22 protein-coding genes are annotated in these 22,431 nt (G+C 75.8%); 19 read left to right on the top strand and 3 right to left on the bottom strand.

The window, feature by feature from the left end; translation table 11 throughout:
- Positions 1–5: 5 nt before the first annotated feature.
- Positions 6–1,079: a redox-regulated ATPase YchF gene (gene ychF / locus ACWIX3_RS08850; RefSeq protein ID WP_448611702.1), complete on the bottom strand. Its 1,074-nt coding sequence runs from the start codon at positions 1,077–1,079 to the stop codon at positions 6–8.
- Between the two features lie 332 nt (positions 1,080–1,411).
- On the opposite strand from ychF, the gene ACWIX3_RS08845 reads away from it, so the two are divergent.
- The 15 genes from ACWIX3_RS08845 to ACWIX3_RS08775 all read left to right on the top strand — a co-directional run bounded on the left by ACWIX3_RS08845 (position 1,412) and on the right by ACWIX3_RS08775 (position 16,290).
- On the top strand, positions 1,412–2,608 hold the full coding sequence (locus ACWIX3_RS08845) for an inositol-3-phosphate synthase (protein ID WP_448611701.1): 1,197 nt from the start codon (positions 1,412–1,414) through the stop codon (positions 2,606–2,608).
- Positions 2,605–3,504 (top strand): hypothetical protein, encoded by a 900-nt coding sequence (locus ACWIX3_RS08840; protein ID WP_448611700.1) that lies wholly within the window; start codon positions 2,605–2,607, stop codon positions 3,502–3,504. Before ACWIX3_RS08845 ends, ACWIX3_RS08840 begins: the two co-directional genes overlap by 4 nt.
- Before the next feature lie 51 nt (positions 3,505–3,555).
- Positions 3,556–4,581 (top strand): class I SAM-dependent methyltransferase, encoded by a 1,026-nt coding sequence (locus tag ACWIX3_RS08835; RefSeq protein ID WP_448611699.1) that lies wholly within the window; start codon positions 3,556–3,558, stop codon positions 4,579–4,581.
- Between the two features lie 52 nt (positions 4,582–4,633).
- Positions 4,634–5,626: a Gfo/Idh/MocA family protein gene (locus ACWIX3_RS08830; protein ID WP_448611698.1), complete on the top strand. Its 993-nt coding sequence runs from the start codon at positions 4,634–4,636 to the stop codon at positions 5,624–5,626.
- The gene (locus ACWIX3_RS08825) at positions 5,623–6,507 is read left to right on the top strand and encodes an MBL fold metallo-hydrolase (RefSeq protein ID WP_448611697.1); all 885 of its coding nucleotides are present in this window, start codon (positions 5,623–5,625) and stop codon (positions 6,505–6,507) included. Before ACWIX3_RS08830 ends, ACWIX3_RS08825 begins: the two co-directional genes overlap by 4 nt.
- On the top strand, positions 6,504–7,964 hold the full coding sequence (locus tag ACWIX3_RS08820; RefSeq protein WP_448611696.1) for a YcaO-like family protein: 1,461 nt from the start codon (positions 6,504–6,506) through the stop codon (positions 7,962–7,964). Before ACWIX3_RS08825 ends, ACWIX3_RS08820 begins: the two co-directional genes overlap by 4 nt.
- The gene (locus tag ACWIX3_RS08815; protein ID WP_448611695.1) at positions 7,961–8,788 is read left to right on the top strand and encodes a sugar phosphate isomerase/epimerase family protein; all 828 of its coding nucleotides are present in this window, start codon (positions 7,961–7,963) and stop codon (positions 8,786–8,788) included. Before ACWIX3_RS08820 ends, ACWIX3_RS08815 begins: the two co-directional genes overlap by 4 nt.
- Positions 8,785–9,993, top strand: a complete 1,209-nt coding sequence (locus tag ACWIX3_RS08810; protein ID WP_448611694.1) for a glycosyltransferase family 4 protein — start codon at positions 8,785–8,787, stop codon at positions 9,991–9,993. The genes ACWIX3_RS08815 and ACWIX3_RS08810 overlap by 4 nt, the downstream gene beginning before the upstream one ends.
- A gap of 90 nt (positions 9,994–10,083) precedes the next feature.
- On the top strand, positions 10,084–10,797 hold the full coding sequence (locus tag ACWIX3_RS08805; protein WP_448611693.1) for a PIG-L deacetylase family protein: 714 nt from the start codon (positions 10,084–10,086) through the stop codon (positions 10,795–10,797).
- A 93-nt stretch (positions 10,798–10,890) separates the two neighbouring features.
- A complete protein-coding gene (locus ACWIX3_RS08800) occupies positions 10,891–11,559 on the top strand; it encodes a cysteine hydrolase (RefSeq protein ID WP_448611692.1) in 669 nt (222 codons plus the stop codon).
- A 9-nt stretch (positions 11,560–11,568) separates the two neighbouring features.
- A complete protein-coding gene (locus ACWIX3_RS08795) occupies positions 11,569–11,871 on the top strand; it encodes a hypothetical protein (protein WP_448611691.1) in 303 nt (100 codons plus the stop codon).
- A 116-nt stretch (positions 11,872–11,987) separates the two neighbouring features.
- Positions 11,988–13,475 carry an AlkA N-terminal domain-containing protein gene (locus ACWIX3_RS08790; RefSeq protein WP_448611690.1) on the top strand — a complete coding sequence of 496 codons (1,488 nt, stop codon included), beginning with the start codon at positions 11,988–11,990 and terminating at the stop codon, positions 13,473–13,475.
- On the top strand, positions 13,472–13,993 hold the full coding sequence (locus ACWIX3_RS08785; protein WP_448611689.1) for a methylated-DNA--[protein]-cysteine S-methyltransferase: 522 nt from the start codon (positions 13,472–13,474) through the stop codon (positions 13,991–13,993). The genes ACWIX3_RS08790 and ACWIX3_RS08785 overlap by 4 nt, the downstream gene beginning before the upstream one ends.
- A 165-nt stretch (positions 13,994–14,158) precedes the next feature.
- Complete coding sequence (locus ACWIX3_RS08780) at positions 14,159–15,274, top strand: DNA recombination protein RmuC (protein ID WP_448611688.1); 1,116 nt, start codon at positions 14,159–14,161, stop codon at positions 15,272–15,274.
- 224 nt (positions 15,275–15,498) lie between these two features.
- A complete protein-coding gene (locus tag ACWIX3_RS08775) occupies positions 15,499–16,290 on the top strand; it encodes a DUF6542 domain-containing protein (protein ID WP_448611687.1) in 792 nt (263 codons plus the stop codon).
- A gap of 69 nt (positions 16,291–16,359) precedes the next feature.
- On the opposite strand, the gene ACWIX3_RS08770 is transcribed toward ACWIX3_RS08775, so the two are convergent.
- Entirely contained in the window at positions 16,360–17,334 is a 975-nt protein-coding gene (locus tag ACWIX3_RS08770; protein WP_448611686.1) for a 4-hydroxy-3-methylbut-2-enyl diphosphate reductase, read from the bottom strand.
- 171 nt (positions 17,335–17,505) lie between these two features.
- On the opposite strand from ACWIX3_RS08770, the gene ACWIX3_RS08765 reads away from it, so the two are divergent.
- The 3 genes from ACWIX3_RS08765 to ACWIX3_RS08755 all read left to right on the top strand — a co-directional run bounded on the left by ACWIX3_RS08765 (position 17,506) and on the right by ACWIX3_RS08755 (position 20,708).
- Entirely contained in the window at positions 17,506–19,098 is a 1,593-nt protein-coding gene (locus ACWIX3_RS08765) for a hypothetical protein (protein ID WP_448611685.1), read from the top strand.
- Positions 19,099–19,192: 94 nt separating this feature from the next.
- The gene (xseA, locus tag ACWIX3_RS08760; RefSeq protein WP_448611684.1) at positions 19,193–20,413 is read left to right on the top strand and encodes an exodeoxyribonuclease VII large subunit; all 1,221 of its coding nucleotides are present in this window, start codon (positions 19,193–19,195) and stop codon (positions 20,411–20,413) included.
- 76 nt (positions 20,414–20,489) lie between these two features.
- Positions 20,490–20,708, top strand: coding sequence for an exodeoxyribonuclease VII small subunit (locus ACWIX3_RS08755; protein WP_448611683.1), 219 nt, complete (start codon positions 20,490–20,492; stop codon positions 20,706–20,708).
- Here the strand turns inward: ACWIX3_RS08755 and ACWIX3_RS08750 are convergent.
- The gene (locus tag ACWIX3_RS08750) at positions 20,696–21,289 is read right to left on the bottom strand and encodes a DUF4245 domain-containing protein (protein WP_448611682.1); all 594 of its coding nucleotides are present in this window, start codon (positions 21,287–21,289) and stop codon (positions 20,696–20,698) included. The two genes, ACWIX3_RS08755 and ACWIX3_RS08750, sit on opposite strands and share 13 nt — an antisense overlap.
- Positions 21,290–21,361: 72 nt before the next feature.
- On the opposite strand from ACWIX3_RS08750, the gene glpX reads away from it, so the two are divergent.
- Positions 21,362–22,414, top strand: coding sequence for a class II fructose-bisphosphatase (glpX, locus tag ACWIX3_RS08745; RefSeq protein ID WP_448611681.1), 1,053 nt, complete (start codon positions 21,362–21,364; stop codon positions 22,412–22,414).
- Positions 22,415–22,431 lie beyond the last annotated feature (17 nt).

Below are 22,431 nucleotides of genomic sequence, written 5' to 3'. Positions count from 1 at the left end.
TTGGATCAGACGTTGAAGCGGAACTCCACGACGTCGCCGTCCTGCATGACGTAGTCCTTGCCCTCCATGCGCACCCAGCCGCGAGCGCGGGCCTCCTGCATCGAGCCGGCCTCGATCAGCTGGTCGTAGGAGACGATCTCGGCCTTGATGAAGCCGCGCTGGAAGTCGGTGTGGATGACGCCGGCGGCCTGCGGGGCGGTCGCGCCGATCGGGATGGTCCAGGCGCGGGCCTCCTTGGGGCCGGCGGTCAGGTAGGTCTGCAGGCCGAGGGTGGCGAAGCCGATGCGGGCCAGCTGGTGCAGGCCGGGTTCCTCCTGGCCGATGCCGGCGAGCAGCTCGGCGGCCTCCTCCTCGGGCAGCTCGGCGAGCTCGGCCTCGATCTTGGCGTCCATGAGGATCGCCTCGGCCGGCGCCACGAGCCCCCGAAGCTCGGCGATGAGCCCCTCGTTGGCCAGCTCCTCCTCGTCGACGTTGAAGACGTAGAGGAACGGCTTGGTCGTCAGCAGGGTCAGCTCGCGCAGCGGGTCGGGGTCGACGCCGGCGGAGAAGAGGGGCTTCCCCTCGTCGAGGACCTTCTGGGCGTCCAGGGCAGCGGCCAGGAGCGCGGCCCGCTCCTTGTCCTTGCGGGCCTCCTTCTCCAGCCGCGGGATCGCCTTCTCCAGCGTCTGCATGTCGGCGAGGACGAGCTCGGTGTTGATCGTCTCGATGTCGTCGGCCGGGCTGACCTTGCCCTCGACGTGCACGACGTCGGGGTCGGTGAACACCCGGATCACCTGGCAGATCGCGTCGCTCTCGCGGATGTTGGCCAGGAACTTGTTGCCCAGCCCCTGCCCCTCGCTGGCACCGCGCACGATGCCGGCGATGTCGACGAACGACACCGTCGCCGGGATCGTCTTCTGCGACGAGAACAGCTCGGCCAGCCTGCCGAGGCGGGGGTCCGGCACGCCGACCACGCCCACGTTCGGCTCGATGGTCGCGAACGGGTAGTTCGCCGCCAGGACGTCGTTCTTGGTCAACGCGTTGAACAGCGTGGACTTGCCGACGTTGGGCAGCCCGACGATGCCGATGGTGAGACTCACGGAGGTCCAGCCTACGTGGACCGCACGCTCCCCCCGCTCCGCGTCCGCGGACGGCAGACCGGCTGAGCCACCCGGCGCTGCGTCGACCACTCCCGGTGCGCCGACGAGCGCAGCGGCGACCGAGCCGTGCACCGCGGCCCGGCCAGAAGCGGCTCTCCCGACGACTTTCTCGGAGCGCCGACGCGCAGGTCAGGACGTTGGAATGAACTCCAAGACTGGATTCACTCCACTTTCGAGCTGCGGGCACCTGTGACCCGTGCCACGGTGGGTCGCGCGTCATCGTGTCGAGTGCAAGGGGGATCGAGTTGTCTGCTGGACCGCGTCGGGTCGGAATGGCCGTGGTCGGCCTCGGTGGAGCGGTCGCCACGACCGCCGTGGCGGGGCTGGAACTGCTCCGCAACGGCACGGGCGACACGACCGGGCTGCCGCTGGCGGGGCTGGAGGTCGAGGGGCGCCCCCTCGAGGAGGCGACCGGGATGGCCGGGTACGCCGACATCGTCGTCGGGGGCTGGGACCTCGACGGCACGGATCTGCGCAAGGCCGCCGAGCTGCACGGCGTCCTGGACCCCCACCAGCTGGAGCAGGCCGGGCCGCACCTGTCCTCGGTGACGCCGTGGCCGGCCGCGGGCGACGCCGACTTCTGCCGCAACGTGACCGGGGGCAACGTGGTGCTCGCCGAGAGCCGCCGCGCCCAGGTCGACGCCGTCCGGGCCGACCTGCGCAGGTTCCGCGAGGAGAACGACCTCGACGGCCTCGTGCTGGTCAACCTGGCCTCCACCGAGCGCTGGCCCGACCCGGAGGCGCCCGCGCTGCAGACGGTCGAGGCCTTCGAGGCCGGGCTCGACGCCGGCGACCGCGCCATCACCCCGGCGATGGTCTACGCCTACGCCGCGATCGCCGAGGGCGTCGGCTACGTCAACTTCACGCCGTCGCTGGCCGCCGACGTCCCCGCGCTGGTCGCCTTCGCCGAGAACCGCGGGGTCCCGGTCGCCGGCAAGGACGGCAAGACCGGCCAGACGATGCTGAAGACGGTGCTCGCGCCGGCCTTCCGCAGCCGCTCGCTCACCGTCGAGGGCTGGTACTCCACCAACATCCTGGGCAATCGCGACGGCCAGGCCCTCGACGACCCGGACTCCCTGTCGAGCAAGCTGCAGACCAAGGGCAGCGTCCTGGACTCGATCCTCGGCTACCCGGTCGAGGACCACGTCGTGCGGATCGACTACTACCGCCCGCGCGGCGACCAGAAGGAGGCCTGGGACGCCATCGACCTCGTCGGCTTCCTCGGCCAGCGCATGCAGGTCAAGGTCGACTTCCAGTGCCGCGACTCGATCCTGGCCGCGCCGCTGGCGATCGAGCTGGCCCGGCTGACCGACCTGGCGCAGCAGCGCGGGCAGGGCGGCGTGCAGACGCAGTTCGGCTGGTTCTTCAAGGCGCCGATGACCCCGGACGGCGGCACCCCCGAGCACGCCCTGCACCGGCAGGAGCGCGTGCTGCTGGACTGGGTCGCCGGCGCGCCGGCCGGCCGGTGACGGGCGGCTCCCCCGCCCTCGCCGAGCTCCGCCCGCTGCTGACCGAGGTCGGCGACGCCAAACGGATCCGCGTCGCCGACGCCCCCGGGTCGCTGGCCGAGCAGGCCTTCGCCCGCGCCTGGGGTCGGCTGGCCGCGGGTGAGGACGCGGCCACGGTCGCGTTGTCGGAGACGGCGGCGGCCGTGGCCCGCGCCCGGCTGGCGGGCATCGACGGTGCGGTGCTGCGGAGGGCGGGCCTGGCCGACGACGACGCGCGCGACGTGCTGGGCCGCGGGTTCGACGAGGTCGCCGGACCGTTGGACGACGGCCTGCGGGCGCGGCTGCGCGAGGCCCTGCCGCTCGCCGTCCCGACACCGCAGCCGCCCGCGCTCGCCGAGCGGCTCAACCGCCAGCCGCGCGCCGGGGCCACCGCCCCGGGGAAGCCGCGGGTGGTCGTCGAGCCGCCGGAGAGCCACGGCGACCACTGCCTGACCGTCGCCGTCTACGGCGTGCTCGTCGCTCCGGTGTTCGGTGCCGACCCGGTGGCGCCGTTCCTCGTCGGGCTGGCCCACCACCTGCACAACGTCGTGCTGCCCGACGCCGGGTTCGCCGGTGAGGTGCTGCTCGGCTCGGCGCTCGGCCAGGTCATGACGACGCTGGAGGAGCGCGAGCTGGCCGCCCTGCCCGGCCCGCTGGCCGAGCGGCTGCGCAGCGTGCTGCGGCTGCGCGCGGACGCCGGTGCCCCGGAGTCACAGGCCTTCCACGCCGCCGACGTCCTCGACCGGGTGCTGCAGGTGCACCACCACGCGCGGGCGGCGGCGTTCACCGCGTCGCAGGCGCTGGACGACCTCGAGCTCGTGCACGCCGGGCCGGTGCAGGCCTTCCACCTCGACGTCCTGGCGGCGGCGGGACTGTGAGCGGCGGTGTCGACCTGGCGGCTCCGCCGCGCGGGAGGGAACGGTGACGCCGTGAGCACGGCGGCACCCGCCGTCCCGGTGGTCGACGGCATCCCGTACGCGAGGACCGGGCGCGACGAGCTGCGCGCCGAGGTGGCCGGCCTGCTCGCGCGCGGCGACGTCGACCGCGCCCGCGTGGCGTTGCTGGCCGACGCCGACGACTGGTGGACCGAGCCCGCCCCGCCACCCGAGCAGCTGGCCCGCGTGCCGGCGGCGGGCACCCTGCGCGAGGCGATGGGCCTGCTGGGCATGGGCCGGGTCGCCGACTACTTCGCCCACCGCTGGTCCGACCCCACGCACCTGGCGGGCCTGGCGCTGCTGCAGCAGCACTGGCCGGGGAGCAGGCCGGTGGTGGACGTCGCCTGCGGCACCGGCACGCACCTGCGCGAGCTGGCCCGCCGCGGCTGCACCGACCTGGTCGGGGTCGACGTCGTCTGGGCCAAGCTGTGGCTGGCCCGCCGCTTCGTCTGCCCGACCGCGCGCTACGTCTGCGCCGACGTGACCGGCGTGCCCTCCCTCGACGTGCCGACGCCGGCCTACGTGCTGTGCCACGACGCCTTCTACTTCCTGCGCGACAAGCCCGCCGCCGCGGCAGCGATGCGCGAGCTCGCCGGGGACGGCGGCACCGTCGTCGTCGGGCACGCGCACGTCGCCGACCCGCACGGGCAGCCGCTGACCCCGGAGGGCTACGCCGCGGTGCTCGGCACCGACCTGCTCTACGACGACGCCGAGTTGACCGAGGCGCTGCTCGCCGGCCGCGCGCCGCGCCCCGCCCCGGCCGCCGACCTGCACGCGAGCGAGGCGGTCGCCCTCGTCGCCGGCGACCCGCTGTCCCCCGCGCCGGTCGACCTCGGCGAGCCGCTGCCGCCGCTGCGCCCCAACCCGCTGTACGCCGACGGGCGGCTGCGCTGGCCCAGCGAGCGCTACGCCGGCGAGTACGGCCCCCGATCGGCGTACCTGCCGGCCCGCTGGCCCGACCCGCTGCCCGCCGACGCCGCCCGCCGACGGCTGCTCGTCGACCTCCCGGAGGCGTGGTGAGCGCCGCCCGCCCCCCGGCGAGGATCCGCGATCTCGACGGGGAGGAGGGGCGGTGAGCACCGTCGGGTGGGGGGTCGCCGGCTGCGGCTGGGTGGCCCGCGACCACGCGTTGCCCGCGCTTGCCGCCACGCCGGGCGCCCGGGTCGTCGCGCTGCACGACCGCGACCCCGGCGTGGTGGCCCGCCTGCCCGTCGACGCCCCGGCACACGCCGACCTCGGCGCCTTCCTCGCGACCCCGGGACTGGACGCGGTCTACGTCGCCGTCCCGAACGCCGCGCACCGCGAGGTGGTCGAGTCGGCTGCCGCGGCCGGCAAGGCGGTGCTCTGCGAGAAGCCGCTGGCCGCCGACGTCGCCGACGCCCGCGCGATGGTGACCGCCGCCCGCGAGGTCGGCGTCCTCCTCGGGACGGCGTACGACCAGCGCTGGCACCCCGCGCACGTGCGGCTGCGCGAGCTGGTGCCCGAGCTCGGCACGGTCACCGCGGTGCGCATCGTCTACTGCTGCTGGCTGCCCACCGACTGGACGCCGGACGGCCGGCCGCACGACAACTGGCGGGTCGACCGGGCGCGGGCCGGTGGCGGTGCGGCGATCGACCTGGCGCCGCACGGCCTGGACCTGGCCGGCGTACTCCTCGGCGAGGACGTCGTGGAGCTGCGCGCGCTGCTGCAGCGCCGGGTGCAGGACTACCCGGTGGACGACGGCGCGCTGCTGTCCGGGCGCACGGCGGGCGGCGTGCTGGTCGACCTGCACGTCGCCTTCAACACCCCTGACGCGCTCCCCCGCCGCCGGCTCGAGGTCGTCGGCACCCGCGGGATGGCCGTCGCCGTCGACACGATGGGCCAGACGGCCGGCGGCTCGCTGACGGTGCACCGGCCCGACCCGGTCGACGTCCCCTTCGCCGGGGACTCCCCCTTCGCCGCGCAGTTCGCCGCCTTCACCGCCGCGGTCGCCGGCCACGCGCCCTGGCCGTACGACGCCGCCCGCGACCTGGCGCTGCACCGGCTGCTGCTCACCGCCCTCGAGGACCCCGGAGGCCCCCGATGACACCGGTCGACACCAACCCCTACCGCGGGCTGCTGCCGGACCTGCCCGCCTACGCCTGCACGAACTGCGGGCACTGGCAGCGCTGGCCGGCGCCCGGGCCGCTGGTCTGCCCGGTCTGCGCCGACGTCCGCAACGCGCTGCCCGCGAACGGCTTCGAGTTCGTGACGCCGGCGCAGGTCGAGGAGACGGTCGAGGGCTTCTGCCGCCCGACCGCCGTCGAGGGCGTCACCGAGTTCGGGACGCACCCGCGCTTCGGCCTGGACAGCCGCGGCTGGGTCATCGAGAGCGACGCCGGCCTGGTGGGCTTCGAGTGCGCCCCTTGGTACACCGCCGACATGCTCGCCCAGCTGCGGCGGATGGCTCTGGCGTCGGGCGGGTTCGACGTCCTGGCCTCCAGCCACGTGCACGGGTACGGGGCGCTGTGGCAGCTGCAGCAGGAGCTGGAGCCGCGGGTCGTCTGCGTCGGCGTCCGGGACCTGGAGTGGACCAAGGCCTTCCGGGTCACCTGGCCGGCGGACGACGAGCTGGAGCTGGCCCCCGACCTGACCCTGCACCGCACCGGCGGCCACTTCCCCGGGCACTCGGTGCTGCACGACCGCCGACGTGGCGTGCTCTTCTGCGGCGACTCGCTCAAGGTCGACCTCGACGAGGCCGGCGCCCCGGTCGCGCTGAGCGCGCACAAGGCCTTCCACGCCCAGATCCCGCTCTCGCACGGCGAGCTGCGGGAGTACCTGACCGTGGTCGGCGCGCTGGACTTCGAGGCCGTCGCGACTCCGTTCGAGCTGGTCCGCGGGGTGACCACCGACCACGTCGTCCACCTGGTGCAGCGGCTGCTCTCCGGCCCGCCGGACGCCGCCCCCGTCGCGCTGGAGGAGCTGTGACCAGCACGCTGACCGCGTCGCAGCGGTACCTCGACTCCTTCCCCACACCGGTCGAGGAGTTCGCCATCGAGGGCCTCGACGTCCTCGACGTGCCGCTGCACAGCGCCGTCCTGCCGCCGAGCCCGGAGCACCCCGGCGGTAGCGGCCTGGGCTACGGCGCCACCCGCGAGGAGGCCCGCACCGGTGCGTTGGGCGAGATGGCCGAGATGGCGCTGTCGCTGCGCGCGCACCAGGGCGTCGAGCGCGAGCAGGGCTCCTACCCGGAGATGGCCCGCCGGCACGGCCGCGACCGGGTCGCCGACCCGCGCACCCTCTGCCTGGAGGCCGGCAGCGCCTACGACGACGACCGGCCGCTGCAGTGGCTGCCCATGACCCGGCAGCGGGACGGCGAGACGGTGCTGGTGCCCGCCGAACTGGTCGCCTCCGCGCCCGACGACCTGCCCGGCACCCCGCCCCCCGGCGGCTGGCTGACCACGGTGGTCACCAACGGGCAGGGCGCGGGCTTCGACGCCGACCGCGCGGTCGCGCACGCGCTGCTGGAGGTCCTGCAGCGCGACGGCAACGCCACCTCCTTCCGCGCGATGGACCGCGGCGTCGTCGTGGACCTCGCGGGGCTGCGCGACCCCGACGCCCTCGCACTGCTCGGCCGGCTCGACACCGCCGGCATCGACGTCGTGGTCAAGCTGGCGACGACGCAGTTCGGCGTGGTCGACGTGTACGCCGTCGGCTGCTCGCGGGACCTGTCCGAGCCGGTGCCGGTCATGGCGACCGCGTGCGGCGAGGCCGCGCACCCCGACCGCGACACCGCCGTCCGCAAGGCGCTGCACGAGTTCGCGTCGGCGCGCAGCCGCAAGGCGTTCATGCACGGCGCGTTCGACGTCGTCCTGCCGGCGACCCCGCCGGGCTACCTCGAGGCCTGGCGCGGCGGGCACCCGCCGGAGCGGCTGGTCGAGGAGGACCGCGCGCTCCAGGCGATGCTCGCCTGGACCCGGATGGGCACCGGCGCGCTGGTCGACCTGCTCCGGGACCCGGTCCTCTCCCGCCGGGAGACCGTCGCGCTGGCCGACCTGCCGACGTGGTCCGGGGACGACCTGCACGCGACCGTCACCGGTGCCCTGCACGCCGCCGGGCACGACGTGCTGGTCGAGCTGCAGCCCTCGGTCGGCGACGCGGTCGCGGCCAAGGTGCTGGTACCGGGCCTGGAGGTCGAGACGATGTCCTACGGGCGGATCGGCGAGCGCGGGGTGCGCCGGCTGCTCGAGCGCGGCGAGCCGCTGGTCGCCGTCGGGGCCGACCCCGGTGGGTGGGCGCGGGTGCACCTGACCGCCGAGGCCGAGGAGCGCCTCGGTGGGCCGGCCTGGTTCGACCGCGCCGGCGCCGACCGGCGGGTGGGCGCCCTCTACGCGCTCTACCGCGAGCCCGGCCGGCACACGGTCGCGGAGGTGCTCTCCCGATGAGGTACGCGTACAACACCAACGGGCTGACCTCGCACCGGCTCTCCGACGCCCTGCCCCTCCTCGCCGACACCGGCTACGCGGGCGTCGCGCTGACCCTCGACGTCGTCCACCTCGACCCGTTCGCGTCCGACGCCCTCGCGCAGGCGGAGAAGACCAGGGCGCGCTGCGACGAGCTGGGCCTGGGCGTCGTCGTGGAGACCGGTGCCCGCTACCTGCTCGACCCTCGGGTGAAGCACGAGCCGACGCTGGTCACCGCCGACGCCGAGGGCCGGGCGCGGCGGCTGGCCTACCTGCGGCTGGCCTGCGACCTGGCCGAGGTGCTCGGCGCGGAGGCGGTCAGCTTCTGGGCCGGCGTGCCACGACCGGGGGTGGACCGCGGCGAGGCGTGGGGCTGGCTGGTCGACGGCGTGCGCGCGCTGGTCGACAGCCACGGCGGGCGGTCCTACGCCCTCGCCGTCGAGCCCGAGCCCGGGATGCTGGTCGAGGACTGCGACGGCTGGGCCCGGCTGGCTGCTGACGTCCCCGGGATCACCCTCGCGCTGGACACCGGCCACTGCGTCGTCGCCGGGGCGTACGAGCCGCAGCAGGCGGTGGCGGCCTTCGCCCCGCACCTGGGCACGGTCGCCGTCGAGGGGATGCGCCGCGGCGTGCACGACCACCTGCCCCTCGACGAGGGGGACGTCGACCTGCCCGCCGTCCTGCGGGCGCTGCGGGAGGTGGGCTACGAGCGGCTGGTCACCCTCGAGCTCTCCCGCGACGGACACCGCGCGCACGAGATGGTGCCGCGCGCGATCGCGACGTTGAGGGAGGCCGAGCAGTCGTGAGGATCTGCTTCGTCAGCCGCCGCTACTGGCCGGCGGTCAGCGGGATGAGCGTCTACGCGGAGAACCTGCTGCGCGAGCTGGTGGCCCTCGGCACCGAGGTCACGCTGGTCAGCCAGTACCGCGACGACGAGGCCGGCACCCGCGTCTACGGCGGCGGTCCGCCCCCACCCGACCGGGTGCCCGCCGGCGTCGAGGTGGTCGCGCTGCCCAGCCGCGGCGAGACCGTCGTCCCGGCCGACTGGGAGGGCGACATCGCCGAGATCGTGCGCACCGTCGTCGGCCTGCACCGCGAGCGGCCCTTCGACGTGCTGCACGCCCAGTACGGCTACCCGCCGGGGCTGGCGGTGCTGGCCGCCGCCCGCGAGACCGGGCTGCCGGCGGTGGTGAGCATCCAGGGCGGCGACGGCCACTGGGTGGGCACCTGCTGCACCACGCACGCCGAGGCGATGCGCACCGTCGTCGACGCCTCCTCCGCGGTGCTCATCGGCAGCGCCAGCTTCCGCGACGAGGTGGTCGGCAACCTCGGCAGCGACCCGGCGCGGTTCACGATCGTCCCGGGCGCGACCGACACCCGGCGGTTCACGCCGGCCGAGCGGCCGCTGGGCGCGCTGCGCGAGCCGCCGGTGCTGCTCTTCCACGGCCGGGTCGACCGGCGCAAGGGCGTGCTGGACCTGCTCGAGGCGCTGCCCGACGGCGTCCGCCTGGTCGTCTCCGGCATCGGCCCCGACCTCGACGAGGCGCGGGCCCGCGCCGACGAGCGGACGACGTTCCTCGGCTACGTCCCGCCCGAGCGGGCGCCGGAGGTCTACCGCTCGGCCGACGTCTTCGTCAGCCCGACCTACAGCGAGGGCTTCAGCAACACGCTGCTGGAGGCGATGGCCAGCGGGCTGCCGACGGTGAGCACCGACAGCGTCGGCGTCGTCGACTGCCTGCGGCACGAGGAGAACGGGCTGCTGCACACCCCGGGCGACGTCGCCGGGCTGCGGGCCGCGCTGACCCGCCTGCTCGGGGACGGCGCGCTGCGGGAGCGGCTGGCGACGACGGCGCTCGAGGAGGTGCGGCGGCTCTACTCCTGGCCGGTGCTGGCGCGGGCCGTCGACTCCGTCCACCGGTCCGTGGTGGGCACGACCCCGTCCCCCGACTGGTCGATGCCCTCGGGCGTCGACCTCTCCTGCCGGTTCCGCTCCGCGGCGCACCTCCTGTGAGCACGACGCCCGAGGGAGCGCCGGCGACCGAGGAGCGGATCGGGTGCGGAGCCGGACGATGGACGCTGTGAGGTCCTCCTGATGCGTGTCATGGCGGTCAGCCCGCACCTCGACGACGCGGCCTTCTCCGTCGGCGGCACCCTCGCGGCACTCGCCGCGGAGGGCCACCACGTCACCGTGGTCACCTGCTTCACGGCGAGCGTGCCCGACCCCGAGGGCTTCGCGCTGGCCTGCCAGCTGGACAAGGGCCTCCCGGCCGACGTCGACTACCTCGCCGTGCGACGCGCCGAGGACGCCGCCGCGATGTCGCGGCTGGGCGCCGAGCCCGTGTACCTCGGTCTGCCCGAGGCGCCGCACCGGGGGTACACCAGCGCGGCCGACCTGTTCGCCGGCGTCCACCCTGGGGACGACGTGTGGCGGTCGCTGGCCGCGGCGCTGGACGGGTACGACGCCGACCTCTGGCTGGCTCCGCAGGCCCTCGGCGGGCACGTCGACCACCGGCAGGTGCTGCGGGCGGTGGCGGGGCTGGACCGGCCGGTGCTCTGGTGGCGCGACAGCCCCTACGTGCTGCGCGACCCGGCCGCCGCCCCCGGCCCGGAGCTGCCGGGCGGGCTGACCGAGGTCCGCCTCCCGCAGGACCTCGACCGGCGCGCCGAGGCCTGCGCCTGCTACCCCACCCAGCTCGGCTTCCAGTTCGGCGGCGTGGCGGAGATGCGCACCGCGCTGGCCGGCCTGCCCGAGGTGCTGCTGGCCGGCGACCGGGCACGGGAGGTGCTCGCGACCGCTGCCGTCCCGGCCGGCTGAGACGCCCGGGGTCCGGCCGGACCTCGCCGCCGTCCACACTCACCGCGTGCTCGACCGGCCGGGAAACCGCCGGGGACTGACAGGCTGCCGCGCATGCAGCAGGCCTTCGGCATGGCGGTCCCCGAGACGGTGGGCGAGATGTGCCGTCCGACGACGTCGGCAGTGCTCGTGTACGACGCGCAGGCAGGCATCCTCGCCCACGTGCAGGACCGGGACCGGCTGGTCGAGCGGATCTCGGCGGTCCTGCGGGCGGCGCGGGAGTCCGCGGTCCCCGTGCTCTACGTCCGGCACGTGTCGCTCCCGCCGACCCACATGGGGGTCACGGCGCTGCGCACCGCCATGGCGTGGCAGCGGGTGCGCGACGCGGCCGCGGTGACGGCGGCCTTCCCGCCGGACGCCCCGCACACCCAGATCGTCGGCGAGCTGGCGCCGGTGGACGGCGAGCCGGTGTTCGACAAGCTCGGCATGTCAGCCCTGGTCGGGACCCCGCTCGAAGCCGTCCTCCGCGACCGCGGCGTGACCACCCTCGTGCTGGTCGGCGCCGTGCTGGAGATCGGCATCGAGCCGACCGCGCGCCACGCTGCCGACCTCGGCCTCCTGCCCGTGGTGGTCGAGGACGCGTGCGGGGTGGTCGACACGGCGGCGGCGCAACGCTCGCTCGCCAGCCTCGACTACAGCCTGCTCTCCCACCGGTGCAGCAGCCAGGAGGTCGTGGACGCCTTCGGCACGGCCGGCGTGCCATCGGAGCCCGCGTCGACCTAGCCTTCCCGGGTGGCCGACGACGACCTGCAGCGCCTGGTCCAGCGCCGCCTGTTCGAGCTCGGCGGGGATGCCGTGGAGGCAGCCCGCCGGTCCTGCTGGGCCGTCACCGCGCAGACCATCGAGCGCATCGCCTGCGGGCGGCACCGCCGGCCGGTCAGCGACCGGCTGGCCGAGGCCCTCGCCCGAGCCCTGGACGTGCCGCCGAACCGGGTCCGCCGGGTGGTCGGACTCCCGCTCGTGGACGATCCCGGCGCTGACATCCGCACCGGCCCGCACCTCCGCATCGTCCGTGACGACGGCCGGCTCTCCTGACCGGCTGCCCCGGGTCGCGCTCCGCGCGTGCGACGGCGGCCACCTGGGGCGTCACCCCACACGGCTGCGTCCGGAAACCGCCAGTCCCCCGGCGCGCGCGCTGTCATGCTCGTCGCGTGACACCGCCGCTGGACACCGAACGCTGCTACCGCGCGGTCGCCAGCCGGGACGCCCGGTTCGACGGCTGGTTCTTCACCGCGGTCGCCACCACGGGCATCTACTGCCGCCCCTCGTGCCCGGCCCGCACCCCGCTGCCGCACAACGTCACCTTCTTCTCCACCGCGGCTGCCGCGCAGGGCGCGGGATACCGGGCCTGCCGCCGCTGCCGCCCCGACGCCGTCCCCGGGTCGCCGGAGTGGGACGCCCGCGCCGACGTCGTCGCCCGCGCCGTCCGCCTCGTCGCCGACGGGGAGGTCGAGCGCTCCGGCGTCCCCGGCCTGGCCGCGCGGCTGGGCTACTCCGAGCGCCAGCTGCACCGGTTGCTCGTCGGCGAGCTCGGCGTCGGCCCGCTGGCCCTGGCCCGGGCGCAGCGGGCGCAGACCGCCCGGCTGCTCATCGAGACCACCGACCTCCCCATGGCCGACGTCGCCTTCGCCGCGGGGTTCGCCAGCATCCGGCAGTTCAACGACACCGTCCGCGAGGTCTTCGCCGCCACCCCGACCGAGCTGCGGCGGACCGCGCCGGCCGGCCCGCCGGGCGTCCCCGGCCGGCTGACCCTGCGGCTGGCCGCGCGCGCCCCGTACGAGGCCGCCGAGGTGCTGCTGTTCCTGGGCGTGCACGCCGTCCCCGGCCTGGAGGAGTGGGACGGGACGACGTTCTCCCGCGTGCTCGACCTGCCGCACGGTCCCGGGGTCGTGCACCTCTCCCCCGCCCCGGACGGCGGCCCTGCGGTGACCGCCCGGCTCGAGCTGCCCGCACTGCGCGACCTGGGGACGGCGGTGGCCCGCTGCCGCCGCATGCTCGACCTCGACGCCGACCCGGCCGCGGTCGACGGCGTCCTCGGCGCCGACCCGGCGCTGGCCGGGCTGGTCGCCGTCGCGCCCGGCCGCCGCGTGCCCGCCTCCCCCGACGCCGACGAGCTGGCCGTGCGCGCCGTGCTCGGCCAGCAGGTGTCCCTCGCCGGCGCCCGCACGCTTACCGCCCGGGTGCTGCAGGCCGCGGGCACGCCGCTGCCCGAGCCGGTCGGCACGCTGACCCACGCCTTCCCGCGCCCGGCCGCGCTCACCCACGCCGACCTCACCGCCGTCGGCCTGACCGGCGCGCGCCGACGCACCGTGCACGCGCTGGCCGGGGCGCTGGCGTCCGGGGCGGTGACCCTCGACCCGGGCGCCGACCGCGAGGAGGCCGGCCGGGCGCTGCGCGCCGTCCCCGGGATCGGCCCGTGGACCGCCGCGCTGGTCGCGCTGCGCGGGCTCGGCGACCCCGACGTGTGGTTGCCCGGCGACCTGGCGCTCCGACGCTCCCTGGCCGCCCTCGGCAGCTCCGACGCCGACGCCGCGACCCGCTGGCGGCCGTGGCGGTCCTACGCAGTGATGCACTTGTGGGCACTCGCCGTGCCCGCGCTGTCGACACGATCCCTCCCCCTCGATCGGAGCGCCTCATGACCCCGCTTCCCGTCCGCTCCGCCACCGTCGACACCCCGCCCGGACCGTTCACCGTGGTCGTGGCCGCCGACGGCGCCGTCCTCGCCAGCGGCTGGACCGCCGACGTGGCCGACCTCCTGCCCGTGGTGCACCGCGCGCTGCGGCCGGCCTGGGTCGAGCCCGCCGAGCACCTGCCGGTGCTCGACGCGGTCGACGCCTTCGTCGCCGGGGACGTGACCGCGATCGACGACGTCCCGGTGCGGCAGCGCTCCGGCCCCTTCCTCGAGGACGCCTGGGAGGTGCTGCGGACCGTCCCCGCCGGGGAGCCGGACACCTACGCCGCCTTCGCCGCACGCTGCGGGCGCCCGGCGGCCATCCGCGCTGCGGCCAACGCCTGCGCCCGCAACGCCGTGGCGCTGTTCGTCCCCTGCCACCGGGTGCTCGGCTCGGACGGCGGGCTCGGCGGCTTCCGCTGGGGGACGCCGGTCAAGCGCTGGCTGCTCGACCACGAGGCGGCGCACGCCCCCGTCCCCGCCTGAAGGAGGACCACCCTCCTCCCCACGCCTCGCAGTTGAAGGACCCCGTCCTCCCCACCCCTCGCACGCTCGGGGCGGTGCCCCGGACGGGGCCGGGGTCCCTGGACGGCTGCCGCCCGGGCCGTGTGTCGGCCGGGAAGTGTCGGTCGGGTCCGGCACCCTCGGGGCGTGGACGCCGCCTCGCTGCTCACCGGTCTGTTCGTGGGGGCGCTCCTGGCCACCGCGGTCACCCTCGGCGTCGTCGCGCTGGTCGCACGGCGCCGCCCGGCCGGCGACGGCCTGGAGCCGGTGCACGAGTCGCTCGACCACCTGCACCGGCTGCTGGCCGGCATCGAGCGGGACCGCGCCACCGCGCACGGCGAGCTGCGCGAGCAGATGGGCACCGTCGGGCAGACGTCGGCCCTGCTCCGGCAGGAGACCGCCGCGCTGGTGACCGCGCTGCGCACCCCGCACGTCCGCGGGCGGTGGGGTGAGGTGCAGCTGCGCCGGGTGGTCGAGGTGGCCGGCCTGCTCGAGCACTGCGACTTCGTCGAGCAGCCCTCCGGCACCAACGACGCCGGCGCGGGCGTGCGGCCCGACCTGGTGGTCACCCTCTCCGACGGCCGGCAGGTCGTGGTCGACGCCAAGGTGCCGTTCACCGGCTACATCGAGGCGGTCCAGGCCGAGGACGTCGCGGTGCGCGCCGAGCGGATCGCCGCGCACGCCCGCCAGCTGCGCGCCCACGTCGACGCCCTCGCCGCCCGGCGCTACCCCACGGCGTTCCGGCCGGCCGCGCCGTTCACCGTCCTGTTCGTGCCGTCCGACGGGTTCCTCACCACCGCACTGGAGGCCGAGCCCGGGCTGCTGGAGTACGGCTTCGGTCGCGACATCGTGCTGGCCACCCCGAGCACGCTGCTGGCGCTGCTGCGCACCGTCGCCTACTCGTGGCGGCAGGAGCGGCTGGCCCGCGACGCCGACCAGGTGCTCGAGGTCGGCCGTCGGCTGCACGCCCGGCTGTCCACCCTCTCCGGTCACCTCACCCGGCTGGGCTCGGCGCTGTCCTCGACGCTGACCCGCTTCAACGAGACGGTCGGCTCCTACGAGGGTTCGGTGCTCGTGGCCGCCCGCCGCTTCGACGACCTCGGGGTCGCCGAAGCGCCGGTGCCCACGCCTCCTCCGGTCGAGGCCACCGTCCGCACGTTGCGGCCCACCGAGCTGCCGCTGCCCGGCGAGCTCCCCCGGCCGGCGGGGCTGTCGCCACGCGACGACTCCGGCACCGTGGAGCGCGACGGCACCACCGGCTGAGCCCGGGACTGCAACCGGGGATGCCCCCGTCGTCGCGCTCGTACCGTTCCGTCACAGGCGTCCCGGGAGCCGCATCTCATGTGCCTCTGGGGCTGCACTTTTGGCACTTCTGCACAGCGCGCGTCGGTGCCGTCCTCCCTCGTGGCCACCTGCGCCGTCGCTACCGTGGCTCGTGACAGGGGCCTCCGGGGGGAGGTCCGCCACGAGGGGACGGGAGGTCCGCCATGGCCTCGGTGAGCACCGCCGACACCTGGCGCGAGTCCGGCGGGCGTGCCGACCGGCGCGTCGCCGCCCGCCCCGAGGGGGCGGACTACGTCTCGCGCATCGGCCGCCCACCGGTCCCGCCGCCGCCCGCGCGGACGCGGTCGACCGAGCTGCCGCCCTTCCCCGAGGACATGGCGCGCGCCGGTCGCAGCCGCGACGAGCGCCCGGCTGCGCTGCCGCCGCGCCCGTCCGCCGACCGGACGGCGCGCCCCTCCCGGAACGCCGGTCGCCGACCCGTCTCCCCCGACGCCGAGCGGCCGCGGGCCCGCGAGGACCGCTCCCGCGACCTGCCCGACCTCGACGGCGCCGACGACAGCCGCGGGCCGCGCTCGCCCGAGCGCCGGCCCGCCGGGCGCCGTCCCGGTGGTCGTGGGGCCACAGCCCAGGCGCCCGAGCGCGGCGGTCGGCTGCGTGGCGCGGTCGCCGTCCTCGCCGTCTTCCTGGTCACCCTGGCCGGTGCGGCCCTCGAGTCCTGGATCGGCGGCGGCCTGGGGGTGGTCACGGTCGTGACGCTGACCGCGGCCAGCACCGTGGCCGCCGTGATGGTCCGCCGCCGCGACCTGCTCACCCCGGTGATCGCCCCGCCGCTGATCTACATCGTCGTGGCCGTGCTGAACACCGCGCTGGCGCCGGCCGCCTCGCTGAACCTCGCGTCGATGGCCACACTGCTCATCCGCGGCTTCCCGGCGATGGCGGTAGCCACAGCTGCCGCGGGTGTCGTCGCGCTCGTCCGCTGGGCCGCGCGCCGCTGAGCGAGGACCCCGTCCTGGCGGTGGCCCCCTCCCGGGACCGGGAGGGGGCCACCGTCGTTCGGAGGAGCGTCAGACCGGGTCGGCAGCCGGCCTCTCGGTGCGCTTCGGGCGCAGCTCGTGCGGCAGCGCGAACACCAGACGCTCCTCGGCGGCCTTCACCGTCTCGACGTCGCGGTAACCGCGCTCGGCCAGCCAGTCGAGCACCTCGCTGACCAGCACCTCGGGCACCGAGGCGCCGCTGGTGACGCCTACGGTGCCGACGCCCTCGAGCCAGGCCGGGTCGATCTCGGAGGCGAAGTCGACCAGGTGCGACGCCCGGGCGCCGGCCTCCAGCGCCACCTCGACCAGCCGGACGGAGTTCGACGAGTTGGTCGATCCGACGACGATGACCAGGTCGCACTCGCCGGCCATCTGCTTGACGGCCTGCTGGCGGTTCTGCGTGGCGTAGCAGATGTCGTCGCTCGGCGGCGACTGCAGGCCGGGGAAGCGGGTCTTGAGCTGGTCCACCGTGGCCAGCGTCTCGTCGACCGACAGGGTGGTCTGCGACAGCCAGACGACCTTCTCCGGGTCCCGCACCTGGACGTCGGCCACGTCCTCGGCGCCGTCCACCAGCTGGATGTGCTCGGGCGCCTCGCCGGAGGTGCCCTCGACCTCCTCGTGCCCGCGGTGGCCGATCAGCAGGATGTCGTAGTCGTCGCGGGCGAACCGCTTGGCCTCCTGGTGCACCTTGGTCACCAGCGGGCAGGTCGCGTCGATCGTCCGCAGCTGCCGGGCGGCGGCCTCGGCGTGCACCGCGGGCGAGACGCCGTGGGCGCTGAACACGACGACCGAGCCCTCGGGCACCTCGTCGGTCTCGTCGACGAAGACCGCCCCGCGCCGCTCCAGGGTCGCCACCACGTGCTTGTTGTGGACGATCTGCTTGCGGACGTAGACCGGGGCGCCGTGGATCTCCAGGGCGCGCTCGACGGCGACCACCGCTCGGTCCACGCCGGCGCAGTAGCCCCGGGGATCGGCCAGCAGGACGCGTCCGCGCTGATCAGCCATGTCCCCATGGTAGAGAAGGGACCCGCTGCCCCCTGGTGTTCGCACGGTCACACCGGGCCCCTGCAGGGGAGCCGCCCGCGGCCGCACGGCGGATGAGACGCGTACCACCATCCGTGTGGCCCCCGCCAGCGCGGGTGTGTCGGGCGCGTCGTTTCGGGGCAGGGTGGGGCCATGTCGCGTGAGATCCCACAGGTCGTTCGTGCGGTGGTCGGCCTGGCCGCCACCGTCCTCGACGACGCCCTCCAGCTGCCGCGGACGCTGCCGAGCCTGCCGGTCCGCGTGATCGGCCTGGCCATGCAGGCCACGATGAAGCTGCAGCAGCAGTACTCGGGCCTGGTCGCCCGTGGCGACGAGGTCTTCACCGGCCTGCGCGGCGAGGCCGAGCCCGGCATGGCGACCTTCGACGAGGACATGCCGGAGCGGACCCCCGGGCGCACCTCCGCCTTCGACCGCGCACCCGGCTTCGACCAGCCCACGTCGTTCGACCGCGCCTCGGCGCCGGCCGACGACGGGGCGGTGGCCGACGACGAGGCGGTGGCCGAGGAGGTCGCCGCGCTGATCGACGACGAGGTCTCCGGGCTGCCTGCAGACCCGGCGCCGGAGGAGGTCGTCGAGGCCCTCGCCGACATCTCGGACGAGGTGGCCGCCGCGGGCCTCGACCTCGACCGCGCCGAGTCCGGCCTCACCACGGAGGACGCGCTGGAGACCGCGCTGCTGGAGGCCGACGGCGCACCCGACAGCGCGCTGGTCGACGGCGGCACCGGGGACGTCGGCACCGTCGACAGCGACGAGATCGCCGAGAGCCCGACGACTCCGCCGGCGTCCCTGCTGGACGCCGAGGCCACCGAGTTCGACGTCCACCCGTCGGCGCCCACCGAGGCGCCGGCGCCGAGCGACCCGGGCGGCTCCCCCGTCGGCGAGGAGGGCGGCGCACCCGACGTCGCCACCGAGGTCGACGTCCTCACCCCGGACGGCGGTGTCGCGACCGTCGAGGGCACCGTGACCGACGAGGGGGTTGCCGCGCCCGAGGCACCCGCCGAGGAGCCCGCCGGTGCGCCCGCCGAGGAGACCCCCAGCGGGTCGGCGGACGAGACCCCCGGCGCGCCGGCCCAGGCCGACCGGCAGGACACCGGCGTCGACGAGGCGTTCGGCAGCGAGGCCAGCGACGCCGACACCCGCCCCTCGACCGACGGCACCCCGGCCGGTGACGACCACGACGCGACCGGCAGCGGCGACGAGGTCGTCACCGCCGCAGGCGCGCAGGTCGATGACGACCTCGGCGGCGGCGAGGCCACGAGCCCACCGGCCACGACGGACGAGGCGAGCGCCGCCACCGACGAGACGGTCGCCACCACCGACGAGACGAGCGCCACCGACGAGACGAGCGCCACCGACGAGGCGGTCGCCACCGACGAGACGGTCGCCACCGACGAGGCGGTCGCCACTGATGAGGGCGGCACCGACGTGGCGGCGGCGACCGGCGTCCGCACCGACGTCGACGAGTCGGTCACCGCCGACGAGGCCGGGGACACGACCGGGGCCGCGGCCGCCGGCTCCGCGCCCATCGAGGGCTATGACAGCTTCACCATCGCCCAGCTCCGGGGCCGGCTGCGGGGCTACCAGCTCTCCACGGTGGCGGACCTCGTCGCCTACGAGGAGGCCACCCGGGCCCGCGAGCCCTACCTGCGGATGCTGCGCAACCGGCTGGAGAAGCTCGAGCGCCAGGCGGTCGAGGACAGCCCGCTGGCCCCCCGCGGCGTCTGAGGCAGGCCCCCGCCCCCGACCCTGCACGGGCTTCGGGGCGGGGCCGCCCGGGGCGGCTCCACGGGGCGTCGGCACCGTTTGGCACGCTCGAGGGGTGACCGCCCCCTCCACGCCGGAAGCCCCCTGGCCGGTCCGCACGGTGGCCCGCAAGGTCGCCGAGTGGATCGGCCGGCTGGGGGAGGTCTGGGTCGAGGGGCAGATCGCCCAGCTGTCCCGGCGCGGCGGAGCGACGGTCTTCCTCACCCTGCGGGACCCGGCCGCCGACCTGTCGGTGCCGGTCACCTGCAGCCGGGACGTCGCCGACCGCCCCGGCCTGGAGCTGACCGAGGGTGCCCGGGTCATCGTGCGGGCGCGGCCGGACTACTACATCGCCCGCGGGTCCTTCTCGCTGCGCGCCACCGAGATCCGCGCCGTCGGCCTCGGTGAGCTGCTCGCCCGCATCGAGCGGATCCGCCGGCTGCTGGCCGCGGAGGGCCTGTTCGACGCCGTCCGCAAGCGCCCTCTGCCGTTCGCCCCCGCCGTCGTCGGAGTGGTCACCGGGCGCGACAGCGCCGCCGAGCGCGACGTCCTGGTCACCGCGCGGCGCCGCTGGCCCGCCGTCCGGTTCGCCGTCCACCACAGCCTGGTGCAGGGCCCCTCGGCCGCCGCGTCGGTCATCGAGGGGCTGCAGCGACTCGACCGGGACCCGGAGGTCGAGGTCATCGTCGTCGCCCGTGGCGGCGGCTCGGTCGAGGACCTGCTGCCCTTCTCCGACGAGGGGCTGGTCCGCGCCGTCGCCGCGTGCCGCACGCCCGTGGTGACCGCCGTCGGCCACGAGACCGACACGACGCTGGTCGACCACGCCGCCGACGTCCGGGCCGCCACCCCCACCGACGCCGCGCACCGCGTGGTGCCGGAGATCGGCGAGCAGCGCCGGCTGGTCGACGGGCTGCGCGCCCGGGCCCGGTACCTGGTCGGCGCCCGGCTGGAGCAGCAGGAGCGGTGGCTGGAGGGCGTCCGCAGCCGCCCGGCGCTGGCCGACCCGCAGCGGCTGCTGCACGGCCGCGCCGACGACGTCGGGCAGCTGCGCACCCGCGCGCGGCGGACCCTGGCGCACCGGCTGGAGGGCGCCGAGCGCGACCTCGAGCACGCGCGTGCCCGCGTCGCCGCGCTCTCCCCCGCCGCGACGCTGCAGCGCGGCTACGCCGTCGTCCAGCGGGCCGACGGCTCCCTGGTCCGGGAGCCCGGCGAGGTCGCCGACGACGAGCGGTTGTCGGTGCGGGTGGCGGGCGGCCGGCTGCCGGTGCGGGTCGCCAGGGAGGATGGGCGACCGTGAGCGGGCAGGAGCGGAAGCCCGTCAGGGAGGAACGAGCGCGGAGCGGAGCGTTCCGCGGGAGCGGACCGTGGACACCGTGAGCGAGAAGCCGACCGACCAGCCGACGACCACCTACGAGCAGGCCCGCGAGGAGCTCGCCGACGTCGTCCGGCGGCTGGAGGCCGGCGGACTGACCCTCGAGGAGTCGCTCGGCCTCTGGGAGCGCGGTGAGCAGCTCGCCCAGCTGTGCCAGCACTGGCTGGACCGGGCCCGCGAGCGCCTCGCCGCCGCGACCCCCGGTGATCAGCCCGAGTAGGGCCGCACCGCTCGCGCGACGCTCTCCAGCTCCTCGTCGGTCGCCGAGCCGGTGACCAGCACGGTGACGTCGCCGTCGGTGCGGAACAGCACGGTCTCGCCGCGCTCGGTCGTCCCCCGGGACCAGGTCTGCCCGTCGAGGTCGACGGTGCCCTGCTCCTGCGCGCCGGCCAGGACGCCGTCCACCGCGTCGGCCCGGACGTCGTCGCTGACCACGAAGCCCGCGTACTCCGAGGACGGCGTCAGGTAACCGATCTCCAGGGTGATCGGGTCGCCGGCGTCCGCTCCGCCGGCGTCGGTGCGGGCGCTGGTCGGGCGGTAGCCGTCGGGCAGGCCGGCAGGGGCGAGCACCGGGTACCCGGCGCGGGCGGCGGCCAGCTGCACGGTGGTGGCCGGGTCGACCTCGCGGACGGTGTCGACGTCGGACTGCTTGAACGCCATCCAGCCCACCAGGGCCAGGCAGATCAGCACCAGCGGGACCAGCGAGCGGAGCATGTTGGCCGCGCTCATCCGGTTGGCCCGCTCGATCGCCGGCGGGGACGCCTGCGTGGGGGGCTGACTGGTCGGGCCGGCTGAGCTCACCCCCCTAGGATGACAGGACTCATCGCCCCACCCCGCCGCCCAGCGTCCGTGTGGCGGAACCAGGAGGTCCGCGTGTCCCTTCCCCTACCCGACGGCCCCCCGATCCACGGCGGAGGCAGCTTCCGCGCCGACCGCCCGGCCCCCGACCGCAACCTCGCCCTCGAGCTGGTCCGGGTCACGGAGGCCGGTGCGATGGCCGCCGGCCGCTGGGTGGGCCGCGGCGACAAGAACGGCGGCGACGGTGCCGCCGTCGACGCCATGCGGTCCCTCATCGGCACGGTGAGCATGAAGGGCGTCGTCGTCATCGGCGAGGGCGAGAAGGACCAGGCCCCGATGCTCTTCAACGGCGAGCAGGTCGGTGACGGCAACGGCCCGGAGTGCGACGTCGCGGTCGACCCGGTCGACGGCACCACGCTCATGGCCAAGGGCATGCCCAACGCCATCGCGGTCATGGCCGTCGCCGACCGCGGCGCCATGTACGACCCGTCGGCGGTCTTCTACATGGAGAAGATCGCGGTCGGCCCCGCGGCGGCCGACGTCGTCGACATCACCGCGCCCGTCGCCGAGAACGTCCGCCGGGTCGCCAAGGCGAAGCACTGCTCCACCGGCGACGTCACCGTGTGCATCCTGGACCGCCCCCGCCACGACCAGCTGGTCCACGAGGTGCGGGAGGCCGGCGCGCGGATCAAGTTCATCACCGACGGCGACGTGGCCGGCGCGATCGCCGCCGCTCGCGAGGGCACCGGCGTCGACCTGCTCATGGGCATCGGCGGCACGCCGGAGGGCATCATCGCCGCCTGCGCGCTCAAGTGCATGGGCGGTGCGCTGCAGGGCAAGCTGTGGCCCAAGGACGACGAGGAGCGGCAGAAGGCCCTCGACGCCGGCCACGACCTCGACCGGGTGCTGCAGATCGACGACCTGGTGCGCGGCGACGTCTTCTTCGTGGCCACCGGCATCACCGACGGCGAGCTGCTCCGTGGCGTCCAGTACCGGGCCGGCGGCTGCACGACGCAGTCGCTGGTCATGCGCTCGAAGTCGGGCACGATCCGGCTCATCGACAGCCTGCACTCGCTGGAGAAGCTGCGCGCCTACTCCGCGGTGCGCTTCGACCGCTCGGACGACTGAGTCACTGCGGTACTCCG

It is taken from the genome of Geodermatophilus sp. URMC 60, from assembly GCF_053502585.1.
This window is presented reverse-complemented; position numbering and strand designations above follow the sequence as displayed.